At 49.1% G+C, this 22,154-nt stretch carries 5 protein-coding genes; all 5 read left to right on the top strand.

Features of this window, described 5'->3' with window-relative positions:
• Nucleotides 1-17 precede the first annotated feature (17 nt).
• Nucleotides 18-7,724 carry an SDR family NAD(P)-dependent oxidoreductase gene (locus tag AC6CIF_RS15175; protein ID WP_498200285.1) on the top strand — a complete coding sequence of 2,569 codons (7,707 nt, stop codon included), beginning with the start codon at nucleotides 18-20 and terminating at the stop codon, nucleotides 7,722-7,724.
• Between the two features lie 13 nt (nucleotides 7,725-7,737).
• Entirely contained in the window at nucleotides 7,738-11,766 is a 4,029-nt protein-coding gene (locus AC6CIF_RS15170; RefSeq protein WP_498200283.1) for an SDR family NAD(P)-dependent oxidoreductase, read from the top strand.
• Nucleotides 11,767-11,780: 14 nt separating this feature from the next.
• Complete coding sequence (locus tag AC6CIF_RS15165) at nucleotides 11,781-20,888, top strand: SDR family NAD(P)-dependent oxidoreductase (protein ID WP_498200281.1); 9,108 nt, start codon at nucleotides 11,781-11,783, stop codon at nucleotides 20,886-20,888.
• A gap of 47 nt (nucleotides 20,889-20,935) precedes the next feature.
• Nucleotides 20,936-21,781, top strand: a complete 846-nt coding sequence (locus AC6CIF_RS15160) for a 3-hydroxyacyl-CoA dehydrogenase family protein (protein ID WP_498200279.1) — start codon at nucleotides 20,936-20,938, stop codon at nucleotides 21,779-21,781.
• Nucleotides 21,782-21,864: 83 nt separating this feature from the next.
• Entirely contained in the window at nucleotides 21,865-22,107 is a 243-nt protein-coding gene (locus AC6CIF_RS15155) for an acyl carrier protein (RefSeq protein WP_076212934.1), read from the top strand.
• Nucleotides 22,108-22,154: the final 47 nt, after the last annotated feature.

Genomic DNA, 22,154 nt, shown 5'->3' with positions numbered 1-22,154 from the left:
TGTAAGGGGACGATACATTGGAACAGTTGCTTAAATACATTATTGAGAATACATCTGGTGGCAAAATCGACAAAAAAACGGCGATTGATATGATTACGCTGTTGAAACAGCAGAAAAAGAACACTCGTGAAGATATTGCCATTATCGGCATATCTGCGCATATGCCCATGGCTGATCATGTGGAGGAGTTCTGGAACAATATCGAGAACAAAGTGAATTCCATTGTGGAGTTCCCTGAAGCGAGACAAGAGGATGTGCTGAAATATGTACGTTTCAAACAGCAGGATGAAGATGGGCTGAGCTTTATTAAAGGTTCCTACCTGGATGAAGTGGACAAATTTGATTATCGCTACTTTAAGCTGACACCCAAAGAAGCAGCCCTGATGAGTCCTGACCAGAGAATTTTTCTCCAGACGGCATGGGAAGCGGTGGAAGATGCAGGTTATGGAGGCGCAAAGTTATCTGGTAGCAATACGGGATTGTATGTAGGGTATTACAGCAGCACCCGAGACAATTATGCCAATATTATCGCCGATGTAGAACCGGAATCCATCTCCATCTCGGTAACGGGCAATGTGACTGCGGTACTGGCTGGGAGAATATCCTATTTGCTGAATTTGAAAGGCCCCAGCATGGTGGTGGATACTGCATGTTCATCATCTCTTGTTGCTGTTCATATGGCCTGTCAGTCGATCCGAAGTGGTGAGTGTGATGCAGCCATAGCGGGTGGGGTGAAGGTGAATACGCTCCCTGTTTTTAATAAATATGAGCAATTTGGCATTGAGTCCTCCGACGGGGAGACGCGGACATTTGATGATGCCTCAGATGGGGCAGGTGTGGGTGAAGGTGTGGCCGCCATTCTTCTGAAACCGTTAAGTCGGGCCATTGAGGATGGGGATCATATCTACGCCGTCATTAAGGGAACTGCTGCCAATCAGGATGGAACCTCTATTGGGTTGACTGCACCGAATCCGCGTGCCCAATCCGAAGCGATCGTGAAGGCATGGGAAGAAGCGGGGATTGACCCTGAGACCATCCGTTATATTGAAGCCCATGGTACAGCGACGGAGCTAGGAGACCCGATTGAGATTAAAGGGATTACCAATGCTTTTGAACAGTTTACCACCAAAAAACAATTTTGCGCGATTGGCTCTGTGAAATCCAATATCGGTCATTTATATGAATGTGCAGGCGTAACCGGGCTGCTCAAAGCAGTGATGGCCTTGAAACATCAGAAGCTGCCGCCGTCTCTTCATTTTGCCAAACCCAACCGCAACATCCGGTTTGAGCAAACGCCAGTGTATGTGAATACACAACTCCGACCCTGGGAAGCGGAAGAAGGAGTCCCGCGCAGATGTGGTGTCAGTGCTTTTGGATTTAGCGGAACCAACTGTCATGTCGTGCTTGAGGAAGCTCCAGCCGTTACTGCTCAAGACACAGGAGAGGATCAGGCTTTAGGCAAGCAGCTGTTTGTGTGTTCGGCTCAGACGGAAGAAGCGCTTATTCGATTGCTCCAGCGGTATGAGCGTTTCCTGAAGGAGAATCGTGAAGTTCCTGTTGCGAATGTCTGTTATACGGCAGCTACAGGTCGTGGGCATTATGAACATCGTCTGTCCCTGCTTGTGGAAGACACGGCTCAACTGATTCACCTGTTGGAACAACCGTGGACCCAATTGAAGACACAAGAGGGAGTCTATACCGGTGCTCCCGCTCCTAAGCCTACAGGAGCCGAGCGTATGGGATCGGAAGAACGTGAGCGCACCAGACGTCAATCGTCTCAGGCACAGGAACGGATCAAAGCACTTACTTCCAGTCCTCTTGTATGGGATGAATCAGCACTTCGGGAGCTGGCTTTACTCTATGCCGAGGGTGCAACGATGGATTGGGGGCAGCTATATCAAAGAAGACAGGTACGGAAGTTGAGTTTACCTACGTATCCGTTTGAGCCCAGCAGATGCTGGATTGATATTCAAGACCCGACTGCTGTGTCGTTAAAGGACTATTTTCATACGGTGCGCTGGATAGAGGACGATGGGGATACGACTTTGCATACCTCGGTGCCTTCCTCTTCAGGCACAGTCATGATGATCGGTAATGGTACCGAATTGGAACAGGAACTGTCGGCAGAACTGGAGGGCGAATGCAAGCGGGTAGTCCATGTGAGACCGGGTAACCAGTTCCGGCAAATATCGGAGAATCAATACGAAGTCGGCGGAGCTGCTCCGGCGGCCTATACTGAGCTGTTAAACATGTTCACAGACGGTGAAATTACTGAAATCATCTATTTATCCATGATGGGCAATTCATTATATCCTGAAGATTTGGCAGCTATTGAAGCCAGACAACAGGAAGCTTTCTACTCACCGGTCTATCTGATTCAGGCGCTTATGAGCAAAGGCTTTGCTGAAGAAATTCATCTGAACCTGATTGCTGAGTACGCTGGACAAGTCACAGGAAGAGAAGAGAGGATTACCCCTCATAATGCACTCTTAATGGGACTTGGTAAAGTGATTCAGCAGGAATATGGACATATTCGGAGCAAGTTTATAGATGTGGATCAGTCCATATCTGCGAAGGATATCCTCAAGGAAAGACATATCAACGGTGAAGCTTATGCTGTTTCGTATCGTGAAGGCCAGCGTTATACGGAGACCTTTACAGAGATGGATCTTGATGAACATGAGAGCGTACCTTTCAAGGTGCGTCCAGGCGGTTTATATCTCGTGACAGGCGGTACAAGTGGTATTGGTCTGGAAGCAGCACGGTTTCTGGCTTCTTCGGAGCAAGTGAAGCTGGCGATTGTTGGTCGGACACTTCTTCCGGCAAAGGAGGAATGGGAAGAAATATTGGAAGCAGGCCAAGATTCCCGTGGTCCCAAGATGCAAGGCATCCTTGAACTGGAAGCATTGGGCGCAACCGTTCATTATTACAATGCGGATCTGGCCGATGTTGTAGGCATGACGGAAGTGATTCAGGATATCACCCACCGCTATGGAAACATACATGGTGTTATTCATGGAGCAGGTATTCCCGGAGACGGATTTATATATCGCAAAAGCGATGATGAATTCCAGACCATTCTTGGACCCAAGGTGAAGGGAACCTGGATTCTGGAGAAACTGACGCGAGATCAAGACATGGACTTTATGGTATTGTTCTCCTCCGGTATATCTGTTATCGGTGAAATTGGACAAGGTGATTATACGGCTGCCAATTGTTATTTGGATTCCTTCGCGGCATGGAGGACGGGGCAGGGACGCAGAACACTCTCCATTGATTGGGTATCGTGGAAAGAGACCGGAATGTCCGTGGAATTTGGTATTAATGTGGATGGCATGTTCAAGACTATTCCTACAACGGATGGCATTGCAGCGATGGAAGCAGCCATGAGCAGACGACTCTCCCGAGTATTCATCGGTGCGATGAATTATGAAAGCAAACATCTCGCTGCACTCGGGCAGTTCCCGTTCCGTTTGTCGGATAAGTTGGAAGCTGGAGTGAAGCGGAGTAAGGAAATCGCTGACCAGGGAGCATCGAATCGTTCCAACCGGACCGTACCACAGGAGAAGCATACGGGGCCCGTAGATCTTTCAGGGAATGAAGGGGGACTCTATTCGGAAACCGAGCAGCAGGTAGCACGCATATACAGTGAGATTCTGGGTTATCAGGAGATCAATATCTATGATAATTTCTTCGATCTCGGGGGCAACTCCATTATGCTGATCCGTATGCATGAGAGGCTGAACGAGGAGTTTCCGGGTAAAGTGAAGATTGCTCATTTATTTGCACATACGTCTATCCATAAGCTGGCACTGCATGTGAACCAGGGTAACGGCACGGCTGTAAAAGCAAAAGCGGCTGCTCCTCTGGAGCAAAAGAAACCAATCGTTGAACAGGATGAGGCCATCGCCATTATTGGGATTGCTGCGGAAATGCCAATGGCTGATACGGCAGAGCAGTATTGGGACAACATCTTGAACGGTGTGGACTGTACAACGGATTTTCCAGAGGGACGCAAAAAAGACATGGATGCCTATCATCAATGGATGAATGCCAAGCTGGGTGCGGACAAAGAAGTGCAGTACCTTCAGGGTGCATTTCTGGATGATATTGATCAGTTTGATTATAAGTATTTCCGTTTGTCTCCGAAGGAGGCCGGATTAACGGACCCGATTCAGCGGTTATTCATGAAGACGTCATGGCATGCGGTAGAGGATGCAGGTTACGGAGGGCGCATCGAAGGAACAAATACAGGTGTCTATATGGGTTTTGCAAGTAGCCTGAACGATTCTTATCTCAAAATGATCTGTGATCTGGACCCCTATCAATATCCGATGTCCATTGTCGGGAACATCACAGCCATGATGCCGACTCGTATTGCCTATCCACTCGATCTCAAGGGGCCTACGATGGTGATCGACACGGCATGTTCTGCATCACTTGTCGCTACTCATCTGGCCTGCCGGGCCATTCGTAATGGTGATTGCGAGATGGCGATTGTCGCGGGTGCACGGATCAGCCTCAGTCCGTTGGATCATGATTATTTGAAAGTCGGCATTGAATCTTCGGATGGATTAACCAAGCCATTTGATCAAGAAGCAGATGGTTCGGGGCTTGGTGAAGGCGGAGCCGCCGTAGTATTGAAGTCACTAAGCAAGGCGATTGCGGATAAAGACAATATTTATGCGGTGATCAAAGGAAGTGCCATTAATCAGGATGGAGCTTCGATTGGCATTACCGCTCCGAATCCTGAAGCACAGACGGATGTCATTGTGAAGGCATGGCAGGATGCCGGTATTGATCCTTCGACCATTGGTTATGTGGAGACGCATGGTACAGCGACGAAGCTCGGCGATCCAATTGAAATGGATGGACTTACCACAGCGCTGCGCCGATATACAGACAAGCATCAGTTTGTTGCTATAGGCTCGGTCAAGTCCAATATAGGCCATTTGTTTGAAGCAGCTGGTGTGGGCAGTCTGGTTAAAGCGGCTATGGCCTTGAAGCATCGGGTATTACCACCTACGCTTCATTTTGATAAGCCTAACTCATCCATTTCATTCCAGGATTCGCCGTTGTATGTCAACACGAAATCGAGACCATGGGACGGGAACGGGGAGCCGCTTCGCTGCGGAGTCAGTGCCTTTGGATTTAGCGGAACCAATTGCCATCTCGTACTGGAAGAGCCGCCTGTGATCCAGGAACGGAAGATTACCAGAGATGTGGAAGTGTTCACGCTAAGTACCAAGAGCCGCAAGTCATTACTTGCGCTGGTTGATAACTATATCCGTTTTATCTCGGAACGTCAGCAGGAACTTTCGCTCAAAAACATATGTTATACCGCGAATACGGGGCGCTGGCATCATGTATATCGGATTGCCTTTGGAGTGACGGACACATCCGATCTGCTCATGAAGTTGCGGCTACTCGCTACATCAGGTCTCGAATCCACAGGTGAGCATCAGCTCTATTATGGCGTGCATAAAGTAGTCACAGAGAAGATCGAAGGGAAAGACCACGAATTGACGGGGCAGGAGAAGTCCATCTTGAAGCAGGAGGGCAGAGATTGCCTATCCCGATACATGGAGTCTTCAGATCCGGGTTTATTACATGAATTATGCAGACTGTACACTACAGGCAGTGACGTGGATTGGAGCCTGATGTACAGGGAAGAGGAAATTCGTAAAATCAGTCTTCCATTGTATCCATACGATAATACACGCTGCTGGGTGGATCTTCCCGAGCAGTCTTCAGTGTATGCACAAGCGAGCACCAGATCGGTACCGCAAGCCTACGAGCTTGTATGGCAGCAGAAAGAGATAGCGAAAGAGGATTCCGATCAGCCGATCGAAGCGAGCCATGGTACTACACTGGTACTTCTGGATGGGTCCGATTATGCAGCTGAGATAGCAGCACGTATGGAACAGTCGGGGATGCAGGTATATACCGTACTTCAGGCGGATGTTCTGCAATCTGACCCGGACAGTCGAAATCTGGAACAGGTGGAAGTCTATCAGCGTGTGCTGCAACAGGCGGGCCTAGACCAACTTTCCAGAGTGGTGTATCTAAACGGTGTGGGCAGTGATGAACATGCAGCAAGTGTATCTAGTGACATGGAATCATTAGAGTCTGTTCTAGATGAACGTGTATATGGGTTCTTCCGGTTTATTCGAGCGCTGTTGTCCAGTTCTCTGAGCCAGCCCATGGAGTTAGTTCTGGTATCCCGTGAGGTCAATTGCATTACCGGTACGGAGCGGATAAAGCCTCATCTGGCTTCTGCCTTTGGAATGGGCAGAGTGGTAGGCAAGGAGAACATACAGGTTCATTGCCGTTGTATAGATATGGATGAGGACTCTTCTCTGGAGCAGTTGTTGCAAGAGATCGGTACGACATCTTCCTATTATGAGGTGGCCTATCGTAATGGAACACGGTATGTTCAGGAGTTCAGAGCATTGAATGAATCTGCACCTGCTGAAGATGCCTTTATTTTTGACAACGATGGTGTGTACATCATTACTGGTGGTACCGGTGGAATTGGCTTGGAAACCGCGCGATATCTGGCTTCCGACGCTCCAGTGAACCTAGCATTAATCAGCCGTACACCGATGCCTGCACGTGAGGAATGGGATGCCATTGTTGCAGAACAATCGAGATTCAAGGTGATTCATCAAATTACAGTTATTCGTGAACTGGAGAGCCGGGGACATCAGGTTAGTTGCCATGCTGCAGATGTGTCGGATCTGGATGCCATGCGTGTAGTTCTGGATCAGCTTCGGGCAACGTTCGGGAAAATTAAAGGGGTTGTCCATGGCGCAGGGGTTGGAAGCTCGGAAATGATCACAAGCCGTTCACAGGCGGGATTCACCGAGGTATTCTCTCCCAAAGTACATGGTACTTGGGTATTGGATCAACTTACCGAACAGGATCATCTCGATTTTATGGTGCTATATTCATCGATCGCTTCGGTATTCAGCGCCCCGGGACAGGCGGATTACATTGCTGCCAATGCCTACCTAGATGCATATGCTGAATACAGATCAATGATGGGCAAGCGCACGCTGACTGTGCAATGGTCTACCTGGAAGGAAACGGGTATGTCAGCAGAGCACGGGTTTGCTGTGGATACGTTGTTCAAAGCCATGCCTACGGAACAAGCGATGAATCAATTATCTCTTGTGATGCGGCAATCATCGGTTCGCCGAGTACTTATTGGTCAGATTCATTATGAGGGTCAATTGATATCGGCACTGGCCAAAAGTCCGTTTGATCTCTCTTCCGCTATTCGCGTTCAACTGGACCAACGGATGAAGCAAATGGCCAACAAGCGTCTCCGGGTATCCCCGTCAGAGGAACGTGACGGAGAAGTGGTTTTGACAGGTAAATCAGACGCATCCTATACACCAACTGAAAAGGCACTCGCTTCCATCTGTCGAACGATGCTTGGTTTTCATGAGATTAATGTAGGGGACAGTTTCTTCGAGATGGGTGCTGATTCCATTGTGCTTATACAGGTTCAGGCCCGGATTGATCAGCAGTTTCCTGGTTTGACCAAAGTCACGGATTTGTTTGCGAACTCCAATATTAGCAGATTGGCTCGGTTTATGGATGAGAAGGCTACTTCGAAGCCACAAGACATGGAGCAGGATCTGAAGCGTGTAATCGACCAGATGGAAAGTGGCGACGTTACGCTGCAGCAGGCTTTGAATAACCTGATTAACCTGTAAAGGAGGAACTGTGGTGGAGAGTGTATACAAGTTTGTCATGGAACATCTGCAAGACGGAAGCTTGGACAAAACAGTGGCCGTGCAGCTGCTCAAAAAACTCAAATCGGAGGAGGACGCCTATACTGCGTCCGGGTCAACCAATACTGCCAAAGATATTGCCATTGTGGGCATGGCTTTGAAATTGCCGCAAGCTGATTCTCCCGAAGAATTCTGGGACAACATCGTCAGTGGTACGGACAGCATTCGTTCCTTTCCGGCTTCCAGAGTGCCGGACATTCATTCGTATCTGCAATATCTAGGTATGTCGCCAGACGAGATTCAATTCAACGAAAATGCCTATCTGGATGAGATTGATAAATTTGATTATGCCTATTTTAAAATGTCACCCAAAGAAGCCAGTCTGACGGACCCCAATCACAGGCTGTTTCTGGAAACGGCATGGAAAGCGATCGAGGACGCAGGGTATGGGGGAGGGAAACTGGTTGGCAGCCGCACGGGGGTATACCTGGGCCTTTCCAACAATATTCGGGATCTTTACTCACGTTTTATCTACGATGCGGAACCGGAATCCTTTGCGTACTCGCTTGTGGGTAATCTGGCTTCTGTAGCGGCTGGTCGGTTATCCTTCTTACTGGATTTAAAAGGGCCGAGCTTGGTGGTGGATACGTCTTGTTCATCCTCTCTGGTGGCCATTACACTGGCGTGTCAGGCGATCAAGGAGGGGCAATGCGATCAGGCGCTCGTTGGGGGAATCAAGATTAATCTGGTTCCGCTAAAGAGTGATCATATCAAAATTGGGATTGAGTCCACCGATTGGAGAACTAAAGCGTTTGATGACGATTCGGACGGATCGGGTATTGGTGAAGGCGCAGGGGTGGTGATGCTCAAACCATTGGTTAAAGCGTTGGAAGACCGGGATCAGATCTACGCTGTTATCAAAGGGTATGGCGTAAACCAGGACGGTAAATCCATCAGTATCGCTGCCCCGAACCCGGAGGCACAGACGGAAGCGATTCTTCAAGCCTGGGCGGATGCGGGTATCGATCCCGAGACGGTCTCTTATATTGAGACTCATGGCAGTGGCACCATGCTGGGCGATCCGCTTGAGGTACAAGGGATTGAGCAGGCATTCCGGCGTCACACGGGTAAAAGTCAATTTTGCGGAATCGGCTCGGTCAAAACGAATATCGGTCACCTGTCAGAGGCGGCTGGTGTCGTGGGTTTGATCAAATCGGCCTTGTCACTGAAACATAAACAGATTCCTGCCTCCAAACATTTTCACAGACCGAATCGGGCCATCGATTTTGCGGCATCCCCGGTCTATGTGAATGCCCGGTTGCGGGAGTGGGATAACGCTGCCACGCCACGACGTAGCGGTGTTAGTGCATTTGGCATCAGTGGGACCAATTGTCACATTGTGCTGGAAGAAGCGCCGACCACTACGGTTAAAGAGCCGGAAATACGCGGAGAATATCTTCTAACCGTATCGGCCAAAACGCAGGCAGCGCTCCAGACGCTGATTACGGAATATACTCACGTTCTCTCTCAAGTTGAAGCTCAGAATGTACCTTCTCTGTGTTATACCGCCAACACAGGGAGGGGGCACTACGCCTACCGTTTACTGGTCACCGGACAGGATGCGGAAGAGCTCTTGCTTCGATTAAATGAAGCTGGACGAATGATCGGAGCCGATGAGAATTTAAGCAAAAGTAGTGGACCCAGTGGACATCGAAGTCCAGGGATTTATTACGGTTATCACAAGGTTAGCAACGATCAAAATCGTCCAGATTCACCAGCTACAGGTGGCGAAGATGGCCACAAGGGCGATCGGACTATGAGTCTGAATCCGGAACTGGCGAAGATGGGTAAGGGTCAGCAGGCTGTACAGGACATACTGGACCAGATTGGACTGCATTATGTACAAGGTGCAGAACTGAACTGGGAGCTTCTATACACAGGAGACGGACTGCGCAAAACAAGTCTGCCAACCTATCCATTTACCCGGACTCGCTGCTGGTTTGAAGTTCCCGAGGGCGCTCGTACTGCCGCTACCGCAAATTGCAGCAGTGCGGTCTCGGAAGAACCGACGCCAGCCCGATTCTATCGGATGAACTGGAGGAAAGCTGATCTAACAGAGCCAGAACCGATTCAGGGAACAGGTGCAGTTCTGATTTTGAAGGATGAGGGTAAACGGGGAAGCGCATTGATTGAACGCCTTAAGCAGTCAGGGCGCCAAGTAATTGAGGTGCGTTACGGAGAATCCTTCAAGCATGAACCTGACGGTTCGTTCACGGTGAATGGTTCGGAAAGCAACTTTGCGGAGCTATTTGCAGCGCTGGGGAATACATCCATAAGTGACATTGTACATCTCTTTGCGGTGCCGAGTTCTGCGGAAATTCATACACTTCAGGATTTGGAACATAGTCAGCAAAAGGGCGTATATAGCCTGTTTTATCTGATTCGTGCACTCATTGAACACGGAAGTGACAACGCACTGAATATGATGCTGGTCTCCGAACAGGTCTACGAAGTTACAACGGATGAGAGTCGACTTTCTCCTGAAGCGGCCTCGTTATACGGTTTGGGTAAAGTGCTCGCCTTGGAATATCCGCATATTACCTGTCGAAGCATTGATCTGGACGAGAGCGCAGGGGCAGATGAACTGCTTCAGGAAATGGGTTCCCAAGATCAGAGTTATACCTCTGCCTATCGTAGTGGGGTCCGTTATATCGAGGAATTGGGTGAGGTTCAAGCCGATGAGCTGACAGATTCTCCTGTCGATATTCAACAGGGTGGTGTGTATGTCATTACTGGGGGTACAGGCGGGATTGGTCAGGAAATGGCAAAATTTTTCGCTTCCCAAGCAGAGGTCAAACTTGTGTTAATTGGGCGTACCCCAGTGCCTGCAAGATCGGAATGGGAGACACTGCTTAATGACCCTGAGCTTGAATCCAAGACGGCTGCTCGTCTCCGCAACTTCCTGGAGATTGAACAACAGGGTTCAGAAGTATCCTGTTATGCAGCCGATGTATCGGATTATGAAGCGATGCAGGATGTACTGGCCGATGTCAGGGAAAAGCATGGGTCCATCACAGGAGTGATCCACGGTGCAGGTGTACCGGCGGTTGGATATTTGATCCGCAAAACGCAGGAAACGTTTGACGAAGTCCTTCATCCAAAAGTGCAGGGAGCCTGGATACTGGACCAACTGACCCGTCAGGATGAGCTTGATTTCCTGGTCTTTTTCTCTTCCGGTCTGTCGCTGTCAAGTGAGGTTGGACAAGGAGATTATTCAGCGGCCAATGCATATCTGGATGCTTTGTCTTACTCGCGCAGTAAAAGCGGCCTGAAGACCTTGTCTATTAACTGGTCTTCGTGGAAAGAAGCGGGCATGTCTGTGGATTATGGTTTTAATGTGGACGCCATTACAAAAGCCCTTCCGACCGAACAGGCAACGGCCGGATTTTTTGCAGCATTGAACAAACAGGTGCCGCGTGTGTTGATCGGGGAATTTACATACCACCCACGGTTTGCCAAAGCACTGTTGACCAAATTTCCATTCCGATTCTCCGAAGAGATGACAAACAGGCTGAAAGAAGCCGAGAAGTTGGAAGAGTCGTGTCAGGTGGCTCCTGCTGCAGCTAAACGAAACAAATCGGCGAATGCACATGTTGAACTCAAAGGAAAAGACGGCGAGGATTACAACAGCATCGAACGGCAGATTGCAGGCATGTATAACGAAGTGCTTGGTTTTGAAGAGCTGGATATCCACGATAGCTTTTTTGATCTGGGCGGAGATTCCATTCTGTTAAATCGGTTATTCTCTCTGCTCGAAGAAGCCTATCCAGGCAAAATGAAACTAATCCATCTGTTTTCGTACACCAGTGTACATGCGCTATCCCAATTTGTCATGACCAAGCTGGATATAAAACCGGCTGCTGAGCCAGCCCCACCGGTGGATGATTTTGAACAACTGTTTAAGGATATTGAAGCTGGTAACCTGAGCATTGACGATGCAGTCAAGAGCTTCGAGGATCGTTGAGGAAGGAGAACCCGATGAACCAAACAAGCCAGATGCTGAGAATCATTATTGAGAATGCAGCTGCGGGCAAGATTGATAAGCAAGTTGCCGCCCAACTGCTCAAAGGATTGAAATCGGAGGGGAAGCGAAGCGACTCTGAGGGAATCGCCATTGTTGGCATATCGGCCATGCTTCCGTCTGCGGATAATATCGGCGAGTTTTGGGACAACATCCGTGATCGCTGTGATTCCATTGCCAATTTTCCAGACTCTCGTCGTCAAAATATTGATGCGTACCTCCGATATGCGGGCTATGGAGAGGACATCAAATATAGTGATGGTTCCTATCTGAAAGACATCGATCAATTTGATTACAAATTATTTCGGATACCCCCACGGGACGCGGCACTAATGGATCCTTTTCAGAGGCTGTTCCTGCGAACAGCCTGGAGTGCTCTTGAGGATGCGGGATATGGTGGGAAAAGCCTGGCTGGCAGCCGGACAGGTGTGTACCTGGGATTTGCCAGCAATATTAAGGACAGCTACTTGCGAATGATCCAGGATATTGATATCCAGCTAACTTCGGATGCGGCTGTGGGCAATATTTCTGCCATGATGCCTGCACGAATCTCGTATCTTCTGGATCTGAAAGGCCCTTCGATGGTGGTGGACACCGCCTGTTCATCCTCATTGGTGGCCGTGCATCTTGCCTGCCAGTCCATTCGGAATGGTGACTGTGATATGGCACTTGCTGGTGGATTGCGTGTGAACCTGATGCCTCTGGATACGGAATATTACCGCGGGGGACTTGAAGCATCGGATGGACGGACCAGAGCCTTTGACCATTCATCGGATGGGGCTGGAATCAGCGAAGGGGTTGCTACGGTATTACTGAAACCGTTGAGTAAAGCGCTCAAGGACAAGGACCAGATCTATGCAGTCATCAAAGGCAGCGCCATTAATCAGGACGGAGCTTCCATTGGAATCACTGCTCCCAATCCGGAGGCCCAGGCTGATGTGATTTCTAGAGCGTGGGATCAGGCGGGAATTCACCCCGAGACCTTGTCCTACATTGAGACCCATGGAACGGGTACTAAACTGGGAGATCCGCTGGAACTTGAAGGCTTGGAGCTTGCTTTTCAGAAGTACACGGATAAGAAGCAGTTTTGTCCGATTGGTACTGTGAAATCGAATATGGGTCATCCCTATGAAGCGGCAGGTCTGGTCAGTCTGATCAAGGCGGCACTGGTTATCAAAAACCGTGAAATCCCGCCGTCACTTCATTTTGACAGGCCCAATGGACAGATCGATTTCAAGACATCGCCCGTGTATGTCAACACCAGGCTCCGCAAATGGGAAGGAAAAGAGTCTCCGATGCGCTGTGCGGTCAGTAGTTTTGGTTTTAGCGGAACGAACTGCCATCTGGTGCTGGAAGAAGCACCGGTTGCCACGGTTGCTGACGCTTCTTATGCGAAAATAGGTCTGGTCGTGTTGTCCGCCAAGTCTGAGCCAGCTCTGAGGGACCTTGTCACAACATATAGCCGTTTAATACAGGAAAAACCGCCCGCATGCCATCTGCAGGATCTGTGTTATACCGCGAGTGTTGGCAGAGGACACTATAACTTCAGATTGGCTATAGTGGCAGCGAATCTTGCGGATCTGGGACTGAAGCTGCAAGTGCTATCCTTGGCGGAAACGTGGAATGAACCTGAGTCATGGTTCAGCTATGGGGAGCACAAGATTGTACCTGCCAGCAAATCACAGCTTGAACCTGGTGACATGACAGCAGCGTCACGGAAGAAGCTCGATCGACGGGTACAGGAGATTACACAAGGCATTAACCTTTCCGAGTGGAATGATGAGGCAGGCGTGTCCGAACTTGGTTCGTTATACGTCCAAGGGGCCGATGTGGATTGGGTGGAACTGTACAAAGGTACGGAGGTGCGTAGGGTCAGTCTACCTGTGTACCCTTTCGAATCTCATCGCTGCTGGATTGATCTCCCTGACGAATTGGTATCCAGTCGTATCGACAGAGGCGCGGCAGTGTCTGAACAAGACACAGAAGAATTTCATTATACGATGCAATGGAGAACTGCTGAGTGGAAACGTACAGGCAGCGGGATCTCCGTTTTACCGGAAACGGTATTGTTGATGGAAGGCAGGTCCGGTGCAGCTGATTCTGTAGCTCATGTGCTTGCACGAACTGGAGTGAAGGTGATCCGGGCAGCCCTGGGCTCTGCTTATGCAGACTTGAGTGATAATCGATATACACTTGGTGATCAGGAGTCAGATTATGACCTTCTCTTTGCAAGCCTTCGGGGCAAGTCGGTGGATCACATCATTCATGTTGGCTGTTCTTTGGATACCGGGCAGTCGGGTATTCAAAGTCTGAATGAATTGCAGAACAGTCAGCGCCGAGGTGTGTACAGTGTGTATTATTTGGTACGTGCTCTGATGAGAAGTGACTTTGCCGAGATTGCTGGTATGACACTGATTGCATTGAATGCTCACCATATTACGGGAGATGAATACGCTCAGCGGCCAGAACATGCGCCATTCCTGAGCTTAAGCAAGGTACTGAACCGTGAGCATCCGTCCATTTCTTTCCGCTCCTTTGACATAGATGCAGATACCCCTGCAGATGTCTGGATCGAGGAAGCACTGGGGACACAAGATCAGGGGGACTATCTGATCGCGTATCGTGGTGGACAACGTTACGTTGAAGAATTTACGCGTGTGCAGGTTGCAGGGGATACCCCAATATCTGTACGCCCTCAGGGCGTGTACCTGATTACAGGTGGTGGCGGTGGTATTGGTCTGGAAACAGCGCGTTTCCTGGCTTCCAAAGCTCCCGTGCGTCTGGCTCTGATCAATCGCACCCCGATACCGGAGCGTGTACATTGGGATAACCTGATGAATCAGCCCGGTCAAGCCAAGCTTTGCCGTTTCATTACAGCCGTTACGGAGCTGGAGGCCGCAGGTTCGGAAGTCTCCTGGTACAGTGCGGATGTGGCTGACCGGGAAGCGATGGATCGGGTAATTCGGGATATGCGTACACGTTATGGTGCTATTCATGGAATCATTCATGGTGCGGGTGTCGGTGGAGATCAACTTCTGGTAGATCGAAGTGAAGAACGATTCAGCGAAGTGCTGGCATCCAAAATATATGGTACCTGGAATCTGGACGAACTGACTCACAGTGACGATCTGGATTTCTTTGTGATGTATTCTTCTGTAGCGACGATGTTCAGTGGCGTAACGCAAGCAGACTACGTGGCGGCTAATGCCTACCTGGATGCCTTCGCCGATGAACGTTCCTTGAGAGGAAAACGCACACTCACCGTGAACTGGACAACATGGAAAGAGACGGGCATGTCGGTGGATGCTGGTTTCACCGCAGATACCATCTTCAAAACAGTCCTTACAGCACAGGCGATAAGAGGTTTGGAACAAGCCATGAACTCCTCTATTAGCAGGGTGCTGATCGGGCAACTGAACTTCAGTGGCGGCGGCGTTCGTTTGCTGGATAAAATGCAGGTTCGATTGTCCACAGAACTCAGTGGCAAAGTCACTGAATATCTGCAAAGTGCTGCTTCCAAAACGAGGTCGACCAAGAAGGCTGGAAGTACTTCAAGCGGTGAAGTGAAATTATCAGGCAAGAGCGAGGGAGGATATACGGCTACTGAACGGCATGTCGCCAGCGTATGCAAAGAAGTTCTGGGATTTGACGAGATCGATATCTATGAGAACTTTTTCGAGCTTGGTGCTGATTCCATTCTGCTGTTGAAAATTCACGCGGGACTTTCCAAAAGATACCCTGGCGTTCTTGTCGTAACGGACTTGTTTGAATTTTCGACGATTCACAAGCTGGCTGAATATATATTCAAGGAACATGGTGAATCGGAAGAAGATACGGTTACTGTACTGGGCGACATGGATGCTTCTGCAACCAGTGAAGAACAGACATCACCGGAAAGTGCGAAGCAAGCAGAGACGTGTCCTCAAGATCAGCAGCATTCAGGGCAGACGGCTTCCGGACCATTGTCCGGGGATTTAGCCATTGTAGGGATGGCTCTGAATGTGGCTTCCACAACCGATGTATCCGAATTCTGGGAGCATATTCAAGGCAAGGTGGATCATATCCGTCCTCTCCCGGAACGACGACAACAAGATCTGGACTGGTATTTGCAAAATACAAGGCTGGACCTCCCGGAACTGGATTCCAAAGCGGGAGCTTTTATAGAAGACATTGACTTATTCGATTATTCATTCTTTAAATTATCACCGAAAGAAGCGAGTCTGACAGATCCCAATCAGCGTCTCTTCCTGGAGACCGTGTGGAGAGCCATTGAGGACGCGGGTTACGGCGGCGGGAAACTGGCCGGTTCGGATACCGGTGTCTATTTGGGTTATTCAACAAACACGGTTGATATGTATTCACGATTTATATATGAGACAGATTTGGGCGCTCTGCCGGATGCCGTGGTGGGTAACACACCATCCATCATTCCTGCTCGCATATCGTATTTGCTGAACTTGAAAGGGCCAAGCATGTTGGTGGATACGGCCTGTTCTTCATCCCTTACAGCGGTGCATATTGCTTCGCGTGCCCTGTTAAGCGGAGAGTGCAGCATGGCCGCAGTGGGTGGAATCAAAATCTCAACCATGCCGATCACCAAAAAGAACGAAAACATGCTCCAGGGTCTGGAGTCTGGTGACGGAAAGACCAGAGCATTTGATGATGACTCTGATGGTGCCGGGCTTGGTGAAGGCATCGGAGTAGTCATGCTAAAAAGACTGGAGGATGCGCTTAGCGATGGGGATCAGGTATACGCTGTTCTCAAAGGCACTGCCATGAATCAGGATGGCAGTTCAGCCGGCATTACGGCTCCCAATCCAGCGGCTCAACAGGAAGTCATTACGAAGGCTTGGAAACAGGCAGGTATTCATCCCGAAACGATCACGTACATGGAAACGCATGGCACAGGAACCGCACTGGGTGACCCAATTGAAATTAAAGGCATCCAAAATGCGTTCCGACAATTCACGGATCGACGTCAATTCTGTGCGGTCGGTTCCATTAAAACCAATCTGGGTCATACCTCTGAGGCAGCAGGTATGATCAGCCTGATCAAGGCGGCACTTGCTGTCAGGCATGGTGTGATTCCGCCGAATCTTCATTTTAACCGTCCAAACCGAAATATTGATTTTCATGCTTCGCCTGTATATGTGAATACACGATTACGACCGTGGAAGGTGAAGGACGGACCTCGTCGCTGCGGTGTCAGCGCATTTGGCATCAGTGGAACGAATTGTCATGTCATCCTGGAAGAGCCACCAGTGATTACACCTGTATCTGCACCAGCACGTCCTCATTTGCTGGTATTGTCTGCTCGATCCGAAGAGGCACTTCAGCGGCTGGTTGCTGAATATGTTCGTCTGCTGGACCGAAACGAGCGATATGAACTCGTAGATATGTGCAGTACAGCAAGCACAGGACGGGGGCATTACCCGTTCCGGTTGTCACTTATGGTACGGGATACGGAAGGTTTGCTGAATACGCTGAGACAGCTGGAGAACAGATCATTCCAATCCATTGCACTGCCGGGAGTTGAGTTCGGTGAACATCGTACTGTTCCCAAGAGTAAGAAGGATAGGGCAGCTGGTGAGATGACCGAATCGGAAAAATTGGGTCTGAGCCAATTAATGCGTTCGGCCATTCAGAGCTTTGTACAGGATGGACGCGAGTCGGAGTATTTGTTAAAGCAGATTGCCCATCTGTATGTACAGGGAGCAGATGCGGACTGGGAAGAACTGTACGCAGGTGAACATGCTCGCAAAGTCAGCTTGCCCGCGTATCCGCTGGAACGGAAGCGCTGCTGGATCCATATTCCCGAACGTCCACAGCTGCGTGAGGTCTCTATAGAAGAGGCCGCGGATCCACTGCATTATGCGGCTATGTGGAAAGAAATGAATCGAATATCAATGGATCAGCATGGAGGCAATACAGAGCCGGTTGTGATATTGATGGATAGAAGTGGTATTGCCTCATCCGTAGCCGGGAAACTGGAAGCGGAAGGGCGGCTCGTGATCAAGGTTTACCGCGGAGAGTCCTATACCAATCAAGCCAACGCCGAATTTACCATTCGATCATGTGAAGAAGATTATGAACGGTTCATTCGAGCGGTAGAGCCTTATAAAATCTCGCAGCTCCTTCATTTCTTTGCACTGGATCAGCATGCGGATGAAGGTACTGTGGGCGAATTGGAGGAGTCGCTTGATCGCGGCGTGTATAGTCTGTTTTATCTGTCCAAAGCGATGTCCAAGGTTCATTTCAAACGACCAGTCGATCTGGTACTGGTGACATCTTGTACACAAAGCGTTACAGGCAGTGAGCCGTACATTCGTCCAGAGCATGCACCCATGGTTGGGCTTGGCAAGACTATCTGCCATGAGATGAATCAATTCCGCTGTCGAAGCATTGATATCGATGACGAGACACCAATGGATCAATGGTTGCAGGAAATTCGTGATCCTGACACGTTATATCTTGCCGCTTATCGTAAGGGGCGTCGATATGTCCAGGAGCTGGGTGAAATTCCAATTTCCTTGCTGCCCGACCAACCGATACACATGCGTGAAGGTGGTGTGTACCTCATCACTGGAGGGACAGGCGGGATTGGACTGGAGACGGCAAGTGCATTATCTTTAGCGCCGGAGAAAATCAAACTTGTGTTGATGAATCGTTCACCGTTTCCAGAACGGGCAACATGGGAAGATGTGCTGTCCTCAGGTGAGGAAACCAAGTTAACTGCTCAGATTGGGCGGATCAAAGAGATGGAAGCTCGGGGCACAGAAGTACATCTATACAGCGTAGATATTGCTGATCCTCTTCAGCTCGCATCGGTGCTAAGCAAGATCAGACAGCAGCACGGTCCCGTGTCTGGTATCATTCACGGCGCCGGTGTGGCTGGAGAGGGTTTCCTGATGAACAAAGAACGTGAAGCCTTTGAACGTGTCATGCGGCCTAAAGTGCTGGGGACATGGAGTTTGGATCAACTGACACGTGCGGACCAACCGGACTTCTTTGTCATGTTCTCCACGGCTACAACGTTCTTTAGTGAACCTGGACAAGGAGACTATACTGCTGCCAATGCCTATATGGATTCGTTTGCGGCACATCGCAGGCAGGCAGGTCTGTCCACCCTTGCCGTGAACTGGACCGCGTGGAAAGAAACCGGCATGGCCCGGGATTTTCATGCCAATTCAGATGGGGGATTCAAGGCGATTACGACGGCCAGAGGTATACAGGGACTGCAAGAAGCCATGGGCAAGGATGTAACCCAGGTTCTGATCGGGGAACTTAACCGGGAGGGAATCTATCAGCATGTCTCTGATGACATGCCGCTCATGCTGTTCTCTTCTGACATTAGCGAAGCTATTGAAACCGGACGCAAGGGGAATGCCAGTCGTGCACAGGAAGAATCGGGCGACATGAAGTTGTTGGGCAGGACAGACGAAGATTATTCCATCATTGAGAGCGCCTTAGGTCGATTATGGAGTAAGTCACTTGGGGTCAATGAACTCAGTATTTATGATGATTTCTATGAGCTGGGTGGAGACTCCATCCTGGGTCTCAAGATCGCCAATGGTCTCACCAAAGAGTTGTCGATCCTGGTAAATACAGCAGAGATCCTGATGTATCCAACCATTGCGGAATCGGCTGCTTATCTGGAAGAGTCTTATGGTCTCTCCATCAGCGGAGATTCCGAGGGAGCACTGCCTGTGCTGACTCGTGTGGAGCCCCAACCGTATTACCCGGTTTCTTCTGCGCAGAAGAGATTCGTAGTTCTGGACCGGCTTGAGGGTCAAAATACCAATGCAAACATCCCAAGAGCCTCCATCATGGAGGGAGATTTTGAGCACGGGGCATTTGAGCAGATCATTCGCAAGCTGATTCAACGTCATGAATCTTTCCGGACTTCCTTTGAATTTCTAGACGGAATTCCATATCAGAAGGTGTGGGACCAGGTCGACTTCAACGTCGGTTACTCGGAGTCCACTCGGGAACAACTCACCGAGAAGCTCCTTGGTTTCGTGAAACCTTTTGAGCTGGATCAGGCGCCTTTGTTTCGCTTTGAGGTGGTTAAGCTTGGTGATCGTGTACACGCCGTATTTTTTGACATGCACCACATTATTACGGATGGCATGTCGATGGACATCATTATGCAGGAGATCATAGATCTGTATGAAGGGCGTGAGCTGAAACCACTCACCATCCAGTACAAAGATTATGCGGTGTGGCATAATGCCTTGCTCTCTTCCGGTGCTCTGCTCAAACAGGAAGAGTATTGGCTGAACCTGTATGAGGATTCTATCCCGCAGCTCAAATTGCCTACCGATTATCTACGTCCTTTGGCTAATGAATTCGAAGGAGATCAGGTTGTATTTATCGGCAATGAAACATTGACTATGGATCTGGATCGCATGGCTGCCAAGACAGGAACAACCTTGTTTATGTTGCTGCTTGCAGCGTACAACGTGTTGCTTTCTAAATATGCAGATCAGGATGATATCGTTGTAGGCTCTCCCATTGCGGGCAGATCTCACGCCGATCTGGAGGATGTTGTTGGTGTGTTTATTAACATCATCACGATTCGTACCAAACCACAATCCGGGAAAACATTCCTGGAACTGCTGGCTGAAGTTAGGGAAGCTGCCTTGAAATCTTACGAGAATCAACAGTTTCAGTTCGAGGATCTGGTGCGGAAGCTTAACCTGAACAGAGACAGACACCGCAATCCTTTATTTGATGCGATGTTTGCACTTCAGAATGTAGGTACAGTGGACGTTACAGTCGGCAAATTCACCACAACTCCGTATGAGTTTGGAGCTGTGGAAAGCCGTTATGACGTGTATCTCGAAATCATCGAGAAACATGACAAGCTGCGATTTAATCTGGAGTATCGGACCAAGCTCTTCAAACGGGAAACGGCGGAGAAGATGCTTCACGATTATGTAGCGTTGCTGCAACAGTTATTGCTTCATCCGGAACAGAAGCTTGGTGAGATTGAATTGGAAAGCAGCAAGCATATGCTGGTTTCTTACGATTCAGCCGCAGAAGATCTTGATTTTAATTTCTGATCAGGGAGAGCACGGCTTCTCCCCCACAAACAGGAGGAACAGGGACGATGAAGAAGATCGGGGTAATTGGAGCAGGGGTGATGGGCCGCGGTGTAGCCCAGAGTTTTGCACAGACAGGTCATGAGGTTGTCTTGGTGGACATCAAGGATGAAGTGCTGGAGATCGCCGGAGAAGAGATCTATAACAATATCCGAATGCTGAAGTTATTCAAGAAAGTAGAGGGACTGGAAGACCCGGAGATTATTATGGAGCGCATCCATATGACGACGGAACTGGAGATGCTTCGTGAAGCGGATATCATCGTTGAAAATGTGAATGAACAGTGGGACATCAAAAAGGAAGTGTACGGCCGGATCGACTCGATCTGTCATGAGGCATGCATATTTCTGGTGAACACTTCATGTATCTCGATTACCAAAATTGCGGCATTAACCAAACGGCCTGATCAGGTCATTGGTACTCATTTTATGAATCCGGTTCCCTTGAAATCAGCCGTTGAAGTGATCAAGGGGATGCATACCTCGGAACGTACCATTGAAGAAGTAACTGAACTATTGTCATCGATCGGTAAAGAGACGATTCTGGTTAACGACTATCCCGGATTTGTCTCAAACCGCATTTCCCATCTGTTTATGAATGAAGCTGCTTTTGTTCTTCAGGATCAGGTGGCTACAGCACGTGAGGTGGATGATATTTTTGTTAAATGTTACGGCCATACGATGGGACCTTTGGAGACTGCGGATTTAATTGGCTTGGATACCGTTGTGGATTCTCTTGATGTGCTGTATGAGAGCTACCAGGACCCAAAATTCCGTTGTTGTCCTTTACTGAGAAAGATGGTGCACGCCGGACAGACCGGAAGAAAATCAGGGGAAGGTTTCTATAGTTACTAATCAACGACATGAATAATTCATGGCATAAACAAGCTTTATTGCGTATTCAAAACCATTTTAATGAGGGAAAGGGAGTTATACACATGGAAGAAGTTAAAGGTAGAGTTCGCAAGTTTTTGGGTCGTTTTTTCAAAAAGCATGAGCTTCAGGACGACGAGGACATCTTTGCCCTTGGTTTTGTGAATTCGTTGTTTGCGATGCAGCTGGTTATGTTTCTGGAGAAGGAATTCTCCATTCGTGTCGACAATAAAGATCTGGATTTGCAGAACTTCAAGTCCATTAATGCCATCGTTGAGCTTATTGAGAGCAAGACGGTCAGTTCCTAAAAGCCGCCGATTCTCTCCCCAGTACAGTGTGAAAAATGTGCATTCAT

It is taken from the genome of Paenibacillus sp. GQ49 (assembly GCF_059759055.1).
This window is presented reverse-complemented; position numbering and strand designations above follow the sequence as displayed.

What these genes read in the sequence shown, in the direction of transcription:
- AC6CIF_RS15165 (WP_498200281.1), top strand. Translation starts at nt 11,781, where the DNA reads ATGAACCAAACAAGCCAGATGCTGAGAATCATTATTGAGAATGCAGCT.
- AC6CIF_RS15160 (WP_498200279.1), top strand. Translation starts at nt 20,936, where the DNA reads ATGAAGAAGATCGGGGTAATTGGAGCAGGGGTGATGGGCCGCGGTGTA.
- AC6CIF_RS15155 (WP_076212934.1), top strand. Translation starts at nt 21,865, where the DNA reads ATGGAAGAAGTTAAAGGTAGAGTTCGCAAGTTTTTGGGTCGTTTTTTC.